Genomic DNA, 18,426 nt, shown 5'->3' on the forward strand with positions numbered 1-18,426 from the left:
AATTAATGAATTTTGCAAGCTTTTATCTCGCTTTATTTTGTATTGGGTTATTGTAACCAAATTTTATATTGATATCGACGCGTATTGCGCATGACATTAGTTATAGAACGTAACGTACTTGCTCAATATCGTTGAGTGTTTTGTAGATAAGCTCAATGTGCTCTTTTGATGTTACGCGTACAGGCACAGACACTGAGTGGTAATTACCTTTAGAGCTTGGTTTGATAGTTGTTGTATAGTCACCAGGTGTGTGTTTTTGCAATTCAGCGACAATTAAATCAGGTAATTCATCACATGCAACACCCATTACCTTAAAGTTCAATACGGTAGGGAAGTCTAAAAGTTCGTCAAACTTGGTTTTCATCTCAGTACTCTTAATCAATCAAGCGTGTTTATCAGCCAATTAAATTCAAACTGACGACTGATAAAAATTGGCGCTATTCTAACATAAGTTGCGATATGGGGCTATGACAGGCTGATTTAAAGTATAGCGTATGATTTTAAGACGAAAAAAATCCCAGCATGCTGGGATTTCTTTCTATTCAAGATAAAAGTATTTGAATTTTATTAGTTTTCAAACTGCAGTTTAAAGTAGTCCATTAATTGAGAGAACATGCTACCTTCATTGACTTCTTTTAATGTCACTAATGGGTAAGAAGCAATATCTTCACCGTCCAATTGTAAAAATAACTTACCTACAACTTTACCTTTCTCAATCGGTGCAATTAACTTTTCATTCAACTCAAAGTTAGCCTTTAAGTTTTTACGTTGGCCACGTGGAATCGTGATCGGAGTATCAGTTAAAATACCTAGTTCGATTTGCTCTACATCTCCCATCCATACGCGATGTTCAGCGAACTTATCACCCGCCTTATATGGCGTAATTGTTTCAAAAAATCTGAAGCCGTAGTTAAGTAATTTTTTACTCTCAACCTTTCGAGCACGTTCACTTTCTGTACCCATTACAACACTAACAAGACGCATACCACCTTTAGTAGCTGATGTAACTAAACTGTAGCCAGCTTGCGATGTATGACCCGTTTTAATGCCGTCAACATTCATACTTTTATCCCACAATAAACTATTGCGGTTGTATTGTTTGATGTTGTTATAAGTGTAAGATTTTTGTTTGTACAACACATATTCATTTGGTACATCACGAATTAACGCAACTGCCAATGTTGCCATATCACGAGGTGTAGTGAAGTGATCTTGGCTATGCAAACCATGGCTGTTTTCAAAATATGAGCTTGTCATGCCAAGTTGTTCTGCATGTGCATTCATAAGATCTGCAAAGGCGCTCTCACTACCAGCAATATGTTCTGCCATAGCTACACAAGCGTCGTTACCTGAAGCAACAATAATACCTTGGTTCAAATCGTCTACAGTAACTTCTGTACCGACTTCGATAAACATTTTTGATGAGTCAGGAAAGTTTTTTGCCCAAGCTTCCTCGCTAATTGTTACTTTGTCGGTCGGGCTAATATTACCATCAGCAATCTCCTTACCAATGATGTAGCTAGTCATCATCTTTGTTAGACTAGCTGGAGCAAGTTGGCTATCTGCATTGCCTTCAGCAATAACCTTACCGGTTGTGTAATCAATTAGAATGTGGCCTTTAGCATTAACTTGCGGTGGCTCAGGAATAATTGCAGCTTGAGCAACCGAAATTGCTGAGAAAGTAACTGCGCTAATAAGGGAAAATAAAGTAAGGCGAGATTTTGCTGATTTTCTTGCAGCCAACGTTTGCGACATGGTTTACCTATATAATTCTTATCAAATAAAGACTCAAAATTGCCGATTAGTATATCACTTTTACTAAGCTTGGCTACGTGCAGACGAGCTTGAATTTCCTACATTACAACTTTTTTACTAAAAGCTTTCGGATAACCGGAAGATTTTAATGTCTCGAGAATTTCATTTGCTTCGTCTTGTGTTGATATTGGACCAAGCTGAACACGAAAAATTCCATCTTTTTCATTTGCTTGTACAGGTTTTTGATAAAGAGAGGTTAGTGCGCTTGCTAGCGAGTTTGCCATTGTTGAACTTTTGGTGGCGAATATTTGAATTATGTAAGCATCTGTTAATGGTGTATTTGATGCGACCGCATTAGTTTTGTCTTTCTTGGCAACGGTTGTTGGCGCAGTTTTCGTTGAGGCTGTTTTAGCACGCTCAATAATATCAACGCGAACATTTGCTGTGCCGTGTTTTAACATGTCGAGTTTATATGCTGCACTAAAACTCAGATCTATGACTCTACCGGGGTGAAAAGGTCCTCGGTCATTTACCCTTACAACGACGGTTTTATTGTTGTCGAGGTTTGTCACTTTAACGTAAGAGGGAAGAGGTAAGTGTTTATGCGCTGCACTCATTGCGTACATATTATATATTTCGCCGTTCGACGTTAAATGACCATGAAATTTTTCGCCATAGTAAGAGGCAATGCCAGTTTCGGAAAATCCTGCCGCAGAAGGCATGACTTTGTAATGTTGGCCGCGAACTGTGTAGTCTCTGTTGCCACCACGTGAAGGAGGCTCAAACGTTGGAATCGCATCTTCAAGCTCAGTCGCTGTAGGTAAACGGGAAGGGGTTGTGTCATGTTTTTGGCTGTAACGACCATTGCTAGCACACCCTGAGATCAATATTAACGCTACAACGCCAATTAACGACTGTTTTAAAACCATGAGATCCTTGAAAACGACAGCTATTCATGTACGTATAAGATCATCGTTGGTGAATTCGCTATGCGATAAATCTTCTACGTGTACCAATTGCCATTAGCATGCCAAATCCTGCCATTAATGTCACCATGGATGTGCCACCATAACTCACTAATGGTAAAGGAACACCTACAACAGGGAGTAAGCCTGATACCATACCAATATTAACGAAGACATAAACAAAAAAGGTTAGGGTAATACTGCCAGCTAATAGTTTTGTAAAAGCATGTTGCGCTTTAATTGCTATCCACAAACCTCGCATTACGATTGCAAGGTACACTAACAAAAGAGCGAGAACACCGATTAAGCCAAATTCTTCACTGAAAACAGAAAAAATAAAGTCGGTATGTCGTTCTGGTAAGAATTCAAGTTGTGATTGGGTACCTTGAAGCCAGCCTTTCCCCCAAATTCCTCCAGAACCTATCGCAATTTTTGATTGGATAATGTGATAACCAGAGCCGAGAGGATCCTGTTCAGGGTTCAAAAACGTCAATACACGTTGTTTTTGATACTCTTTCATCAAAAACATCCACATAATCGGCGTAAATGCTGATGCTAAACCAACACATGTACCAATAAGCTTCCAACTCGCTCCCGCCAAGAATATGACGAAAATACCTGAACTAGCGATAAGCAAAGAAGTACCTAAGTCAGGTTGTTTGGCAATTAACAATGTTGGGATAAGCACTAAAATAAAGGCCACAATAATGTGATGTAATTTAGCGGGGAGATCGAACTGGCTGATATACCATGCAATCATTATAGGCACGATAAGTTTCATAATCTCAGAGGGTTGAAACTTCATGAAACCTAAGTCTAACCAGCGTTGTGCGCCTTTGCCAACGTGGCCAAATAGCAGTACGCCAACTAGCATGAGCCCGCCAACGAGAAATAAGGGCACTGCCCATTTACGATAGATCAGAGGGTTGATTTGTGCGATGGCAAACATCACAACAAGGCCAACACCCAGTCTTGTCACTTGGCGTTTTACAAGGTCAATATCCTGACCTCCAGCGCTGTATACAACAAATAGGCCCAATGTCATTAACACGAGTAAGCCGATCAATAGCGGTACATCAATATGAATTTTTTGCCAAAATGTTTGCTTTTTTGCTTGGTCGTGGCCAATTCTTGATGCCATTAGTGTCCACCTTGTGAAGGATGCGCATGATTGTGATCTGTGTCATCTGAATTGAATGCAACGACTTTACCTTCTATGACTCGATTACCAAAATATTGGTCCATTATTTGTCTAGCAACTGGGGCGGCATTTGTTCCACCGCCACCTTTGGCAACATTTTCAATGGCAACGGCAACAACTATCTCTGGGCTTTCATATGGGGCAAAGGCAATAAACATGGCGTTATCACGCTTGTTTTCTTGAATTTTATCAGCTTCATATTCTTCGTCTTCACCCAAGCTTGCGACCTGAGCTGAGCCTGTTTTACCGGCAGCGTCGTAGGTTGTACCAATAAAAGCGTCGTGAGCCGTCGCACCTAATTTTTGAACGGTCGTGTGCATTGCATCCAACACGTAATCCCAGTTTTTACTATTTTTGAGCTCAATAGGTGGCATATCATCTAGTTCATATGGAATTTGAACAGCATCTTGATAATCAGTACTAAAGCCTGCTTGTGCTTGGCTTGTGGACTTTAGCAAGTGAGGAGGTTTTATTTCGCCTTTGTTTACTAATATCGACGTTGCTTGGGCTAATTGTAAAGGTGTAACTGTCCAATAGCTTTGGCCGATTCCAACCAATACCGTTTCACCAGCATACCAAGGCTGATTGAATCGACCACGCTTCCATTCTTCGCTCGGCAATATTCCACGTGATTCTTCGTGAATATCGATACCAGTATATTCACCGAAGCCAAATTTTGCCATCAGATCACTAATTCGGTCGATACCAAGCTTATAAGCAAGATCATAAAAATATACGTTACATGACTGCTCAATGGAGGTTTTTAAATCTACCCAGCCATGGCCCCAGCGTTTCCAATCACGGAACTTCCTTTTTACACCTTCAATTTGATACCAGCCTACGTCGTTAATTTTGCTCTCAGGTGTCACTATATCGTGATCTAATCCTGCCAAGGCAATAAATGGCTTGATTGTTGACGCGGGCGGATAACCTTGCACTGAACGATTTAATAGTGGTAAATCTTTCGAGTTTAATAGTTTTTTATAGTTCTTTGAGCTAATTCCGTGAACAAATAGGTTGCCATCATAACCAGGGTTTGAGTACATCGCCAAAATGCCCCCGTCTCGAGGGTCAATTGCAACAACAGCACCACGTTTTCCTGAAAGCGCACGTTTAGCAATCATTTGAAGTTCAATATCTATCGTCAGGGTCAGGTCTTTCCCTGGGATTGGTGGAGTCGAACTTAACGTCCGGATAACACGCCCTTTATTATTGATTTCGACTTCTTGGTGACCAATTGTGCCATGCAATATATCTTCATAGTACCGCTCTAACCCCAATTTACCGATATTACGGGTGGCGGCATAATTTTCACTTTTCCCTTCTTCTTCGAGTTTTATCACATCTCGAGAATTGATTCTTGCAACGTAGCCAAGTGAATGTGTTGTTAAATCTGCAAATGGGTAATATCGCTTTAAACGGGCTTCGATCGTTGCGCCTGGGAATTTATGCTGATTCACACTTAAAAGTGCGACTTGCTGATCACTTAATCGTGTCGATAACTCAACCGGTTTAAACCGTCGATTACTGCGTAATTGCTTAAAAAATTTAGCTTTCTGCTCAGGTGATATATCGAGTAGCTGTGCAAGGCCGTCGACGGTAGCTTGAATGTCTTTTGTTTGTTCAGGAATGATCTCAAGTGAATAAATGGGTTTGTTTTCAGCGAGTAAAACCCCATTTCTGTCATAGATTAGGCCACGGTTAGGCGCGACTGGCAGAAGTTTAATTCGGTTCGAGTTAGAGCGAGTTTGGTATTTTTCGTAAGAATCCACTTGCAGGGTATAGGCGTTACTAAATAATACAAGTAACATTACAACGACGCCAATTAAGGCGAAGAATGTGCGGCGAGCGAATAGATTAGCTTCGGCGCTGTGATTTCTTATGGTGACGCGTTTACTACGAGCCATATCACTCCCTGTGATAAGGATGGTTATTGTTTAAGCTCCACGCTCGATACAAGCTTTCTGCTAAGAAAATTCTTACCATTGGGTGCGGGAGCGTTAGATTTGATAACGACCATTTTTGTTCTGAGGCTGCAATACATGCAGGCGCTAAACCTTCTGGGCCGCCTACAAGTAACGCAACATCACGACCATCGTTTTGCCACCTGTCTAGTTGCTTCGCAAGCTCTGGGGTGTCCCAAGGTTTGCCCAATACTTCTAGTGTTACTATGCGCGAACCTTTTGGTATTGCCGCAAGCATTTGCTCGCCTTCTTTTTCCAAAATGCGCGCAATATCAGCATTCTTGCCTCTTTTTCCTGGTGGAATTTCCACTAGGTGAAACGACATATCTCTTGGAAAGCGACGGGTGTACTCGGTAAAACCTTCAGTAACCCATTTCGGCATTTTGTTGCCGACAGCATAAAGGGTAATGCGCATAGTAATGTTAAACCTGTTGGGATCTATATCTCGTTCTAGTTAGGCTTATGACCACAGTTGTTCTAATTGGTATCGATCACGCATTTCATCAGTCATTACGTGAACAATAATGTCGCCTAAATCAACAAGTGACCATTCACCGACATCGTTACCTTCTGTGCCAAGTGGTTCATGACCTTGAGCACGGCACTCGATAACTACGTGGTCAGCGATTGATTTTACATGGCGGTTTGAATTACCTGAACAAATGATCATCTGTGAAGCAAAGCTCGCTTTTTCTTCAATGTCTAAAACGGTAATGTCTCGGCCTTTCATGTCGTCAAGTTTGTCGACGACAAATGCACTTAATGCGTCTAATTGCAAAGTTTCTATCCTGTTAAGGGGAAAAATAAGCGAGAGTTTAGCATTTTTCCCTGTTGCTCGTCATCACATAGAAACGAGTTTTTAGCGATAGAGATTGTGAGATTTTATGTATTGCTCAACGCACTCTGGAACAAGTGAGCTGATATCTTGATGTTTGGCAACCATCTCTCGAATAGTTGAGGAAGCAATATCGAAGGATTGTGGAGGCATTAAAATGATGTTACCACAAGACTTAGATTGCCTGTCATTTAGGAATTGGCCTGCGTCAATAAGCTCATTTTGAAGGTCAGTTTGAACGTTTGATAGATCATAACCAGGACGCGTTGTGACGACTAAATTTGCTAACTCAAGTATCTTTTTATAATTCTTCCATAAATGGAAGTTAACGAGCGAGTCCATACCGATAAAAAAGAAAATGTCTAATTCGCGTTGTTTGTCTTTGAATGCCTGTAATGTTTTTACTGTGTAGGAGGTTTCACCTTGTTCAAGCTCATAGGTTTCAAGGTAAAAACAAGGATGTTCTTCACATACTAGCTTAAGCATGTTTACTCTGTGCTTGGTTGAAATAGTTGGCGCTTCCTTAAGAGGCGGAATATTTGCTGGCATTAGCGCAACTTTTTCAAGGCCCAGCAATTTAGCGCTTTGGCTTACAGTGTGAATGTGGCCCAAATGAATTGGATTAAAGGTACCGCCGAAAATGCCTATGCGTGAGTTTTTCATTTTTTACCCAGGACTTAGTTTATTGATTACCTTGAAAAATCTAACGACAGCTTATCTGTTACTTCACCATGAAAAACGCTAATGCAGACATCGGAAATTAGCAGCATATCGTCAAACTCGCTCGATGACTTTATTTGCTGATCCACGTCGGCAAGGCGCGATAGCGCGATGTAAACATTACTTAGTGAGGTATTGTTAATCGCTTGCTGATAGATGGGTTTGCGCTTATCCCAAATGCGATGATCTTTGCATAACTGATTGAAGTCGACACCTTGTGCCATTTGCTCATGCATTTGCGCAAGTTGACTAATCTCCTTATGCAATATCCATAACAACTGGCTGGCGTGAACACCGTCATGGCTCAAACTTTCAAGCATTAATAGCAGCTTTTTGAAGTTACCACTTAATAAAGTGTCAATGAGCTGAAACGGATTGAATTTTGCCTGCTTAATGGTGAGAGCTTCTACTTGTTCAATATCAAGCTGTTGATTTGGGTAGAGTAGGGCAAACTTTTCCAATTCTTGCGACATTGCAAGCAGGTTGCCTTCAAGGATTGTCACCATATACTGGTTGGCATCTGGCGTTAACGATAGGCCAAATTGTCTGGCTTGTTGCGTAAGCCATTGGCTTAAATGACGACCTTCTACGTCATAAATAGCTACATAGATACCTTGTTTATCTAAACTTGTGAACCACTTCTTCTTGGTTACTCTGGTTTCAAGCTTATCACCATGGAGCAATAATAGATTATCAGGAGTTAGGTCATTGGCTACCTCAGTGAGCAACTTGCCACCTTGCTCTGAAATTTTGCCGTTAACTAACTCTATTTCAATCACTTTACGGCCAGAGAACAAGCTCATTGCATAGTATTCATTATGAACCTCTTGCCAATCAAACGAGGCATCGGCGCTAAACTGAATAACTTCATCAAAACCTTGTGCTTTGGCTTGTTGTTTGATTTGCGCAAGGCTGTCTATTTTCTGCCAAGGCTCATCACCGAAAACCAAACAAACTAAGGGTAATCCTTGGCTAAGCGATTGCGATAGTTTGTTATGGTAGATGCGCATGCTTATTCACCGTTTACGTTGACTGACGCTAGTTCACGTAAAATACGTTCTGCAGCGGTTTTACGCATTTCGCTTAATAACAGGTTTAATTCTCGAGACTTTGCCAACGCAAAGTTAGGATCATCTTGGTATTCACGATACAAATCAAAACTAAAGTCTTGTACTTCTTGCTCAGGCACGATGATTTGATAGTTTACCGTGTAAATGAGTTCGTATTCTGCAACTTGGCCGTTAGGAAATACCGATAGTGTCCGGCGGTTTAGTTGGTCACGTAAAATGCGTAATTCAGGCGTATTTGTCTTGGGTTTTTCCAATACCGAAACATCATTAATCGTTAGGTGCTGTTTTACTAAACGTGTTAATTCACCAAAATTATCTTCAGAGCTAATGTACAAGGTTTGTAGCTCTTGAGGAAGCAGATATTGGCCACGTAACTGAAAGCCACAGCTAGCGATAGAAAATATGAGCAAAAGTATGAAAAATAGCTTTGGCGATTGCTTTAATGGCATAGAGAATAACGTTGGCATTTTAGAATTATTATCCTGAGTTATAGTTCTTATAAACAAAAAGGAGCGTATTAAACGCTCCTTTATCTTAGCTTATTTAATGCTTAATTAGCTACAATATTTAGTAACTTACCTGGCACGAAAATGACTTTGCGAATTGTTTTACCTTCGGTAAATTTCGATACGTTTTCGTCATCCATAGCAAGCGCTTGCACCGCGTCTTGCTGAGCATCAGCGCTTACCGTAATCTTTGCACGTAACTTACCGTTCACTTGAACAATGATAAGCTTTTCATCTTCAACTAATGCTGATTCATCAATCGCTGGCCATAAGGTATCTTCAACCGCAGTGCCATCGCCAATAGCATTCCAAACTTCGTGAGCAAAGTGAGGTACGATAGGCGTCAACATCAAGATAATGCCACGAACAGCTTCTTGCATTACAGCGCGATCTTCTGGTGTTTCCATCGACTGTTTCGTCACATGGTTCATTAATTCCATGACTGCCGCAATAGCGGTGTTGAACGTATTACGACGGCCTATATCATCTGATACTTTAGCGATCGTTTTGTGTAGTTCACGACGTGTTGCTTTTTGTGCTGAGTTTAATGATAAACCTTCAAGCGCTGGTGCATCGCCAGATTCGCTGAAATCGTGTGCTAACTTCCAAACACGTTTTAAGAAACGGTGCGCACCTTCAACACCTGAGTCAGACCATTCTAATGTTTGCTCTGGTGGTGAAGTGAACATAATGAATAAACGAACAGTATCTGCGCCGAATTGATCGATAACCGATTGAGGGTCAATACCGTTGTTTTTCGACTTTGACATTTTGCTCATGCCGGCAGAAATCACTGGCTCGCCATCAATTTTTGATTTGGCTGCTATGATTTTACCTTTTTCGTCACGTTCAACTTCAACGTCAGTTGGTGAAATCCATTCTTGCGCGCCATTTTCTGCTTCACGGTAGTAGGTATCAGCTAATACCATACCTTGACATAACAGGCTCTTGAATGGCTCATCAGATTCCACTAAACCTACATCACGTAATAATTTGTGGAAAAATCGCGCGTATAATAAGTGCAAGATCGCGTGTTCAATACCACCAATGTATTGGTCTACTGGTAACCAGTAATTCGCTTTTTCTGGATCGAGCATTTGGCCGTCTTCTGATGGGCTACAGTAACGTGCGTAGTACCAAGATGATTCCATAAAGGTATCGAAAGTGTCAGTTTCTCGAAATGCTGCTTCGCCGTTGTAGGTTGTTTTTGCCCACTCCGGATCGTCTTTGATAGGTGATGTAACACCATTCATCACAACGTCTTCTGGTAACTCAACTGGTAATTGGTCAGCCGGTACTGGTACTGATTCACCATTTTCTAGGTTAATCATTGGAATTGGTGTTCCCCAGTAACGTTGGCGTGATACACCCCAGTCACGCAAGCGGTAGTTAACTTTAATTTCGCCTTTACCTTCTTGCGATAATTTCCAAGCAATTTGTTTGAATGCTTTCTTGAAGTTTAAGCCGTCAAACTCACCTGAGTTAATTAACTTACCTTTTTCAGTAATTGCCGCAACGCTGATATCGTCGTTTTCTGAGCCTTCAATTACTTGCTTGATTTCTAAACCGTACTTAGTTGCGAACTCAAAATCACGTTGATCATGACCCGGTACAGACATCACCGCACCTGAGCCGTAGTCCATTAGAACAAAGTTTGCAGCCCATACTGGTACCAACTCACCTGTCAATGGGTGAACGGCTTTAAGACCTGTATCAACACCTTTTTTCTCAATGTTAGCCATGTCTGCTTCAGTCGCATTTTCCGCTTTACATTGCTTGATAAATTCAGCCAACTCAGCGTTGTTTTCAGATGCTTTAATCGAAAGAGGGTGGGTTGCTGCTAGCGCCACGTAAGTAACACCCATAATGGTGTCAGGGCGTGTTGTGTAGATTTCAAAGCTATCGTCAGAATCCGCAACTTGGAAAGTCATCTCAACACCTTCTGAGCGACCAATCCAGTTTTTCTGCATTGTCTTAACTTGCTCAGGCCAGCCTTCAAGTTGGTCTAAGTCGTTAAGTAGTTCTTCTGCGTAATCAGTAATTTTGATAAACCATTGTGGAATTTCTTTCTTCTCAACAATAGCACCTGATCGCCATCCTCGACCGTCAATCACTTGCTCGTTAGCAAGTACTGTTTGGTCAACAGGATCCCAGTTTACGGTAGCGTTTTTCTTGTACACTAAGCCTTTTTCATAAAGTTTAGTGAAGAACCATTGTTCCCAACGGTAATATTCTTTTGAACAGGTCGCTAATTCACGATCCCAGTCGTAACCAAAACCCAAAGATTTTAATTGGTTACGCATGTAATCAATGTTTTGGTACGTCCATTTTGCAGGCGCTGAATTGTTTTTAATCGCAGCATTTTCCGCAGGTAAACCAAACGCATCCCAACCCATAGGTTGCATAACGTTTTTGCCTTGCATGCGCTGGTAGCGAGAAATTACATCACCGAGAGAGTAGTTGCGTACGTGACCCATGTGCAATCGACCACTAGGGTATGGGAACATAGATAAACAGTAAAACTTCTCTTGGCCTGGCTTTTCTTGCGCTTTAAACGTTTTATTTTCCGCCCAATGCTTTTGCACTTGCGCTTCAATCGTTTGCGGGTTGTAAATGGATTCCATTAAAACTTTCTCGAAATAATCATTAATTGTCGTAATTAGTTGGTGTTTTGATTAAAAAACAACCAAAAATTACGGAATAAAAATATCGCGATAGAATACCTTATTTAGCGCATTAATTGCTAGCGACAATTACCCGACTACATCAAAAATTGTTGAACTATACTCAGAGGTATAAATGGAATCATAAGTGAGGTTGAAATGGCTGATTACAAAGAAAAGTTTGAGCAAGTAAATCAAAAACTCGCGGATTGGTTGCAAGATGTAAAAGAGCATGAACTAACGGACTTCATCGAAGTCATCAATAAAGCTAAAGAATACGTAAAAAAATCCGAAGAGATGTCGGAGCAAAAAGCAGATCAATTTATCGATAACTTGAAGTTTGACTTAAAAGAATTTCAAGCCAAACAAAAACGCGATATCGACAACTCGCCTTCAGTTGATGTTTTCAACGAATCCTTGTGGCTTGCTCTGGAAAAAGTCACCGATAAATCTCAAGTGGAATGGGCTGAACTTCAAGAAGACTTTGAACATCAGGGCATTTATCAAAGTGGCGACTTTATTGGCTTTGGCGTGCTTGTTTGTAAGGAGTGCGGACATCCGCACCACCATAGTCATTTTAGTGAAGTCGTCGATTGTCTAGAGTGTGGGCACTCGTCGTTCACCCGACAACCTCTAATGCCTTAGCTGTGTTTATTTGGCCTTTATTCTTTGTTAGTGTTCGTTCGCATAGTTGCATTATGCGTCACTCATACCGCCTCGACTAAAGACCAACTAACCGACAGCAAATATTTGTACTGGTAGCTTTGTTTTGTATAAACCGCTAAAAACTCTTTTCTAATATTGGAGCTTCGTAACACTCTGTTATCCCAAATATTTGAACTCTTTTCTTTTTTGCTATTATTGGCGTCAACACAGTACAATGGTGAAAGAATAACAATTGTCTGCCCTAACGTGGCACTTTTAAAGAGTTTTATATGCCTCAAACTGCTCAAATCAACAGGCTTAATGCTGATCAACTAACTGCCTCAATTCCTGTTTCTATTTTTGATACGATTGATGATGATTCAATCAACGAACAATCATTTATCGGTCATGAACGTGCAAAGGAAGCATTAGAGTTCGGTCTTTCCATGCCTTCAGTAGGCTTTAATGTATTCGCCATGGGGGAGCATGGTACTGGCAGACAAACACTCATCAAACAAATGCTAAATCAGTTAGCTAAAGCACAGGCGACGCCTAGTGAGTGGTGTTATATCAATAACTTTGATGATGGCCATGCGCCGTTTTCTCTTTATTTAAACCCTGGTGAGGGTAAATTATTGGTGAGTCGTTTAAATACGTTTATCGACGATTTGATAGGTTTATTCCCTGAGATTTTTGATAACCCGGGTTATCAACGTCAAAAATCTGCAATCGATCGTGCGTTTAATAAGCAATACGATGAAGCAATCGATTTAGTTGAACAGCATGCCTTTGAACAAGGGGTCGCGCTATACGAGGAAAAAGGTGAAGTTGGTTTTTCTCCTATGGTCGAAGGAAAACCGATTAACGACAAAGAGTTTGCATTGTTATCTGAACAGCAACGCGGTGACTTTTATCAAAAGTTGGCTGAACTCGAGCACTTTTTAGCGGAACAGTTATTGGAATTACCACTTTGGAAGCGCACATCAGCTGAAAAACAGCGTAAATTAAGATTTGATACAGCAAAACATAGCATTAAACCACTAATCAAAGAGATGGAGCATGAGTTTGCTAGTAACCTAGGCGTATTAAAGTATTTTAAGACGATTAAACAACATATCGTCGACGAGGTTCTAGAAATCTTAGCTAATGAGTCTGTCGAAAACCGAGATGACAAAGAAGCAAGGAAATTAATGGTTGAAAGGTTTGTACCAAACCTCTTAGTAGATCGTGGAAAAGATCAAGGTGCGCCGGTTGTTTACGAGCAAAACCCAACATTTCAAAACTTGTTTGGTCAGGTTGATTTTGCTTCATTTCAAGGAGCGACATATACCAGTTATCGTTTGATTCGCGCTGGTGCTCTGCACAAAGCAAATGGTGGATACTTGCTACTAGATGCTGAAAAACTATTAAACCAACCTATGGTGTGGTCTCGTTTGAAACTTGCGTTAAAAACAGGTCAAATTACGATTGAGAACCCTTACAGTGAGTTTTCGCCACCAAGCGTTTATAGCTTGCAGCCTGAAAAGATTCCGCTCAAGGTAAAAGTTGTTTTACTTGGCGAGCCTGACATTTACTACATGTTACAGGAGTACGATCAAGAGTTTACGGAGTTGTTCCGTGTACTGGCTGATTTTGACCGTCATTTAACGCATGATGATAGTAATCTGCAAGCCTACGGCACGATTATTCGACAGCGAGCAAACAAACTAAATTACCCCAATGTAACGAATGAAGCTTTGGTGGAAATGGTCAGGTACGCACTGAGAAAAGCTGAGCATCAGTCAAAAATCTCAGCCAACATAGTTGTCGTCAATGATTTGCTTGATGAAGCCGTTTATCTCGCTCAAAAGGCAGGCGATACAGGGCAAATAACTGGAGATCATATTCAACAGGCTTTACATGCGAAAAAACGAAGAACAGGTCGTATTAGTGAAACTTGGCTAAGTGATATTAAAGAGCGCCAGGTACTCATATCAACGCAAGGTAAGCAAGTCGGTAAAGTTAATGGCTTAACTGTTTTAGAAATCGGTGAGAGCGTTTTCGGTACGCCTGCAAGAATTACCGCGACGGTCTATGCTGGTTCAAATGGTGTTACGGATATCGAACGAGAAGTTGATTTAGGTAAATCAATTCACTCAAAAGGTGTGATGTTGCTAACTGGCTATTTAGGCCACAAATACGGTAAAGACTTTCCTGTTTCAATATCTGCCAATATTGCAATTGAGCAGTCTTATGGTCATATCGACGGTGATAGTGCGTCTATGGCTGAGCTTTGTGCTTTAATCTCTGCTATTACGCAATTACCGATAGAGCAGGGAATCGCAATTACGGGTTCGATTAACCAGCATGGTGAAGTCCAGTCAATTGGTGGAGTAAATGAGAAGATTGAAGGCTTTTTTCAGCTTTGTAACGATCGTGGTTTAACTGGCTCACAAGGGGTCATTATTCCAAGAACTAATATGATGAACTTGATGCTTAATAATGAGGTGATATCAGCCGTTGAACAGGGCAAGTTTAATATTTATGCCGTTGAAGATATTGATCAGGCTTTGGCTATCTTAATGTCTACTGCAGCTGGGGAAATGAACTCAACGCGTCGTTACCCACGTAAATCTATTCATGGTTTGGCTTTAGATAAATTAAAGCAATTTGCTGATATTCTAGAAGGTGGCGACGAAGAATAGCTCACTCAAGCGTTAAAGAATTTTGTAAAGCCAGTGTTAATACACTGGCTTTTTTGATGTTTTTCTCGCTAATTTGGCGAATTTACTTGCAATATTTTTAAATGTAAGTATGATTCGCGCTCCTAATTACCGGTCAGCAAATAATCAACTGGCGAAATAGGGTAATTAGAATTTTCATTGGGGTTATATCCGCCAAATAGACTGTTCCACTAATCAATTCCGTGATTAGTTATGATCCGCGAGGTCTTCAAGGTGGTTTCCTCTTAGGTTTACGCAGGAATATCCTGCCTTGAGAAGACAATTTATGACTGAATCAAACAATGCTCAAGTGAGCTTTGACGCTTTAGGCTTGCCTGAAGTTTTATCATCTGCTTTAAAAACGATGGGTTTCGAGAATCCTACACCGATTCAAGCGATGACAATTCCACCATTATTAACTGGTAAAGATGTACTTGGTGAAGCACAAACAGGTACTGGTAAAACAGCTGCATTCGGTTTACCAGCACTTGCTAATATTGATACGTCAATTCGCAAACCACAAATGTTAGTCATTGCACCAACACGTGAATTGGCGATCCAAGTATCAGAAGCGATTGAGCAGTTTGCTAAAAACATGAAAGGCTTGCGCGTTGCAACGGTGTACGGCGGTCAATCTTACGGCCCTCAATTTGCGCAAATCGAACGTGGTGCTCAAGTGATTGTTGGTACGCCAGGTCGTATGATGGATCATTTACGTCGTAAAAGCTTAAAGTTAGATAATGTTAAGTTCTGTGCTTTAGATGAAGCTGATGAAATGCTGAACATGGGCTTTTTAGAAGATATTGAGTGGATCTTAGATCACTTAAGCGAAGAGACTCAAATGGCATTATTCTCAGCAACTATGCCGCCACAAATTCGCAAAATCGCTAACCGTTTCTTAAAAGATCCTGAGCATTTACGCGTTGCACCAGTTAAGAAAGTAAAAGCTAACATCACTCAGTTAGTTTGGAAAGTGAGTGTATTAAACAAGAAAACAGCATTAGAGCGTGTTTCTGAAGTATTAGACTACAAAGCGATGATCGTATTCGTACGAACGCGTAACGATACGGTTGAAGTTGCAGAGCACCTTGAATCAAAAGGCTTTGCTGCTGCCGCTATCAATGGTGACATGAACCAAGCACAACGTGAACGTACCGTTGACCAATTACGTAACGGCACACTAAAAATCTTAGTTGCGACAGACGTTGTAGCGCGTGGTTTAGATATTCCGAGCATTGATCTTGTTGTTAACTACGATTTACCAGACGATAACGAAGTATATGTTCACCGTATCGGCCGTACAGGGCGTGCTGGTCGTGAAGGTACTTCTATTTCATTCATGCGTCCACGCGAAATGTTCCGTATTCGTCATTACGAGCGTTTAACGTCAGGCAAAGTTGAAGACTTTGAGTTACCTACAATTCAAGAAATTGGTAAGTCACGTATTGAACGTACAAAACAAGAGTTACTTGACGTTTTAGCCAATAATGACATTGCTCAGATGATGGAAATCGTTGAGAAAATGGCTGAAGAGTCAGAAATGTCGGTTGAGCATTTAGCTGCTGCGTTATTACACCTTAAGCAAGTTAAATTACCACTTTGCCCGAAAGAAGATCCTAAACCACGTCGTGAAGCGCGTGATAGAGATGATAGAGGTGGACGTCGTGACGCGCGTCGTGGTGACAGAGATAATCGTGGCGATCGTGGTGAACGCGGTCAGCGCAAGCCTAAAGCAGTGCGAAGCGATGTCGATTGGCAGGCATACCGCCTAGAAGTAGGTAAAGAGCATGGTGCTAAGCCAGGTGATATTGTTGGTGCAATTGCGAACGAAATTTCACTTGATAGTAGCTACATCGGTCAAATTAACTTATTTGAGCGTCATAGCATCGTTCAATTGCCGAAGAACATGCCAAGTAATATCTACAAGAAATTGAAAGGTGTTCGTGTTCGTCGTCAGCAAATAGATATTTCATTATCTGATGCACCTGTGGTAACACAAAAACGTAAGCCACGCGGTGAACGCGGTGATAGACAACGCCGATACAACTAATTTCTTGTAATAGTCACAAGTTTAAAAAGGAGCTGCAAGGCTCCTTTTTTGATCTTAACTCTTGGCTTTTTCTAGTGCCTTTAGATTGGTGTATAAATAAGTTTACAACCCTGTTGTAGGCATTGTAGTGCCTAGCGAGGACTTGTTTAAAATTTAGTAGAGATACATGTAAATTTTGTTATACAAATCAGGTTTTAGGGCTCTGCCGCCTAAGGCTTTTGCTTCTCGGCAATCCTGTTAATAATGCAACTATAATTATTATTAGGAAAAAGATATGACGACAGTGAATAACCCTTTAAAACTTTGTGGTATTGAATTTACCGAGTATGCGACTCCAGACAGCGATTACATGGAGAAGGTATTTTATGGTTTTGGTTTCTCTAAAACGAAAAAGTTAAAAGGCCGTGATGTTGAGTACTTCAGTCAAAACGACATTCACTTCTTACTAAATAAAGAACAAAAAGGCTTTTCACAAGAGTTTGCTAAGTCACATGGCCCTGCTATTTGTTCTATGGGCTGGCGCGTAGAAGATGCTCAGTTTGCGTTTGAGCAAGCGATTGAGCGTGGTGCTAAGTCAGCAATGGAAGCAGAAAATAAATTACCTTACCCAGCAATCTACGGTATTGGCGATAGTTTAATTTACTTTGTTGACAAGTTTGGTGACAAAGGTTCGATTTACAACGATGATTTTGAAGACTTAGCTGAACCTGTTGTTAACAAGGACAAAGGCTTCTTGCGTGTTGACCACCTGACTAACAATGTTTACCAAGGCACAATGGAGAAGTGGGCAAACTTCTATAAAGATGTATTTGGTTTTTCAGAAGTTCGATACTTTGATATCAAAGGTGAGAAAACTGCATTAGTTTCTTATGCACTTCAGTCTCCTTGTGGCTTATTCTCTATTCCAATTAATGAAGGTAAAGGTACGAACAATAACCAAATCGATGAGTACTTAGATGAATACAATGGCCCAGGTGTTCAGCATTTAGCGTTCATTACTGACGACTTAGTGGGGTCGTTAGATCAAATCGATAAAGATATTATCGATACGTTAAACATCGTGCCAGAGTACTACGACGATGTATTCGACCGTATCCCTTGGGTTAAAGAAGATAAAAAACGTATCCAAGATCACCAAATCCTGGTTGATAGCCAAAAAGAAAATAGTTATCTACTACAGATTTTCACGAAAAACATCTTTGGCCCAATCTTCATTGAGATGATCCAACGTGTAGACGACAAAGGCTTTGGTGAAGGTAACTTTACTGCATTATTCAAGTCTATTGAGTTAAACCAAATGGAGCGTGGTGTTTTATAACAAAATACCCACATTGCTTTATAAAAGGGTCA

The 18,426-nt window shown here is 40.7% G+C and carries 15 protein-coding genes; 4 read left to right on the plus strand and 11 right to left on the minus strand.

Annotated elements, in window-relative coordinates:
* Nucleotides 1-100 precede the first annotated feature (100 nt).
* The 11 genes from ybeD to leuS all read right to left on the minus strand — a co-directional run bounded on the left by ybeD (nt 101) and on the right by leuS (nt 11,640).
* The gene (gene ybeD, locus QQK05_RS14820; RefSeq protein ID WP_284299974.1) at nt 101-364 is read right to left on the minus strand and encodes a DUF493 family protein YbeD; all 264 of its coding nucleotides are present in this window, start codon (nt 362-364) and stop codon (nt 101-103) included.
* A 203-nt stretch (nt 365-567) separates the two neighbouring features.
* Nucleotides 568-1,755, minus strand: a complete 1,188-nt coding sequence (locus QQK05_RS14825; protein ID WP_284299976.1) for a serine hydrolase — start codon at nt 1,753-1,755, stop codon at nt 568-570.
* A 98-nt stretch (nt 1,756-1,853) separates the two neighbouring features.
* On the minus strand, nt 1,854-2,684 hold the full coding sequence (locus QQK05_RS14830; protein ID WP_284299978.1) for a septal ring lytic transglycosylase RlpA family protein: 831 nt from the start codon (nt 2,682-2,684) through the stop codon (nt 1,854-1,856).
* Nucleotides 2,685-2,742: 58 nt separating this feature from the next.
* Nucleotides 2,743-3,861 (minus strand): rod shape-determining protein RodA, encoded by a 1,119-nt coding sequence (rodA, locus tag QQK05_RS14835; RefSeq protein WP_284299980.1) that lies wholly within the window; start codon nt 3,859-3,861, stop codon nt 2,743-2,745.
* Nucleotides 3,861-5,828 carry a penicillin-binding protein 2 gene (mrdA, locus tag QQK05_RS14840; protein ID WP_284299981.1) on the minus strand — a complete coding sequence of 656 codons (1,968 nt, stop codon included), beginning with the start codon at nt 5,826-5,828 and terminating at the stop codon, nt 3,861-3,863. Before mrdA ends, rodA begins: the two co-directional genes overlap by 1 nt.
* 1 nt (nt 5,829) lies before the next feature.
* Nucleotides 5,830-6,300 carry a 23S rRNA (pseudouridine(1915)-N(3))-methyltransferase RlmH gene (gene rlmH, locus QQK05_RS14845; protein ID WP_284299983.1) on the minus strand — a complete coding sequence of 157 codons (471 nt, stop codon included), beginning with the start codon at nt 6,298-6,300 and terminating at the stop codon, nt 5,830-5,832.
* A 45-nt stretch (nt 6,301-6,345) separates the two neighbouring features.
* Nucleotides 6,346-6,663 carry a ribosome silencing factor gene (rsfS, locus tag QQK05_RS14850; protein WP_284299985.1) on the minus strand — a complete coding sequence of 106 codons (318 nt, stop codon included), beginning with the start codon at nt 6,661-6,663 and terminating at the stop codon, nt 6,346-6,348.
* Between the two features lie 81 nt (nt 6,664-6,744).
* On the minus strand, nt 6,745-7,383 hold the full coding sequence (gene nadD / locus QQK05_RS14855) for a nicotinate-nucleotide adenylyltransferase (protein ID WP_284299987.1): 639 nt from the start codon (nt 7,381-7,383) through the stop codon (nt 6,745-6,747).
* Nucleotides 7,384-7,409: 26 nt separating this feature from the next.
* Nucleotides 7,410-8,450, minus strand: coding sequence for a DNA polymerase III subunit delta (gene holA, locus QQK05_RS14860; protein WP_284299989.1), 1,041 nt, complete (start codon nt 8,448-8,450; stop codon nt 7,410-7,412).
* A gap of 2 nt (nt 8,451-8,452) precedes the next feature.
* Nucleotides 8,453-8,977, minus strand: a complete 525-nt coding sequence (locus tag QQK05_RS14865) for an LPS-assembly lipoprotein LptE (protein WP_284299991.1) — start codon at nt 8,975-8,977, stop codon at nt 8,453-8,455.
* 83 nt (nt 8,978-9,060) lie between these two features.
* Nucleotides 9,061-11,640 carry a leucine--tRNA ligase gene (gene leuS / locus QQK05_RS14870; RefSeq protein ID WP_284299993.1) on the minus strand — a complete coding sequence of 860 codons (2,580 nt, stop codon included), beginning with the start codon at nt 11,638-11,640 and terminating at the stop codon, nt 9,061-9,063.
* 198 nt (nt 11,641-11,838) lie between these two features.
* Here leuS and QQK05_RS14875 point away from each other — a divergent pair, with 198 nt between their 5' ends.
* The 4 genes from QQK05_RS14875 to hppD all read left to right on the plus strand — a co-directional run bounded on the left by QQK05_RS14875 (nt 11,839) and on the right by hppD (nt 18,394).
* Nucleotides 11,839-12,324 (plus strand): zinc ribbon-containing protein, encoded by a 486-nt coding sequence (locus QQK05_RS14875; protein ID WP_284299996.1) that lies wholly within the window; start codon nt 11,839-11,841, stop codon nt 12,322-12,324.
* A 290-nt stretch (nt 12,325-12,614) separates the two neighbouring features.
* Complete coding sequence (locus QQK05_RS14880) at nt 12,615-15,008, plus strand: Lon protease family protein (protein ID WP_284299998.1); 2,394 nt, start codon at nt 12,615-12,617, stop codon at nt 15,006-15,008.
* Nucleotides 15,009-15,312: 304 nt separating this feature from the next.
* The gene (locus QQK05_RS14885) at nt 15,313-17,076 is read left to right on the plus strand and encodes a DEAD/DEAH box helicase (RefSeq protein ID WP_284300000.1); all 1,764 of its coding nucleotides are present in this window, start codon (nt 15,313-15,315) and stop codon (nt 17,074-17,076) included.
* Nucleotides 17,077-17,350: 274 nt separating this feature from the next.
* Nucleotides 17,351-18,394, plus strand: a complete 1,044-nt coding sequence (gene hppD / locus QQK05_RS14890) for a 4-hydroxyphenylpyruvate dioxygenase (RefSeq protein ID WP_284300002.1) — start codon at nt 17,351-17,353, stop codon at nt 18,392-18,394.
* Nucleotides 18,395-18,426: the final 32 nt, after the last annotated feature.

Source organism: Thalassotalea loyana (assembly GCF_030161435.1).
Lineage (GTDB): Bacteria > Pseudomonadota > Gammaproteobacteria > Enterobacterales > Alteromonadaceae > Thalassotalea_G > Thalassotalea_G loyana.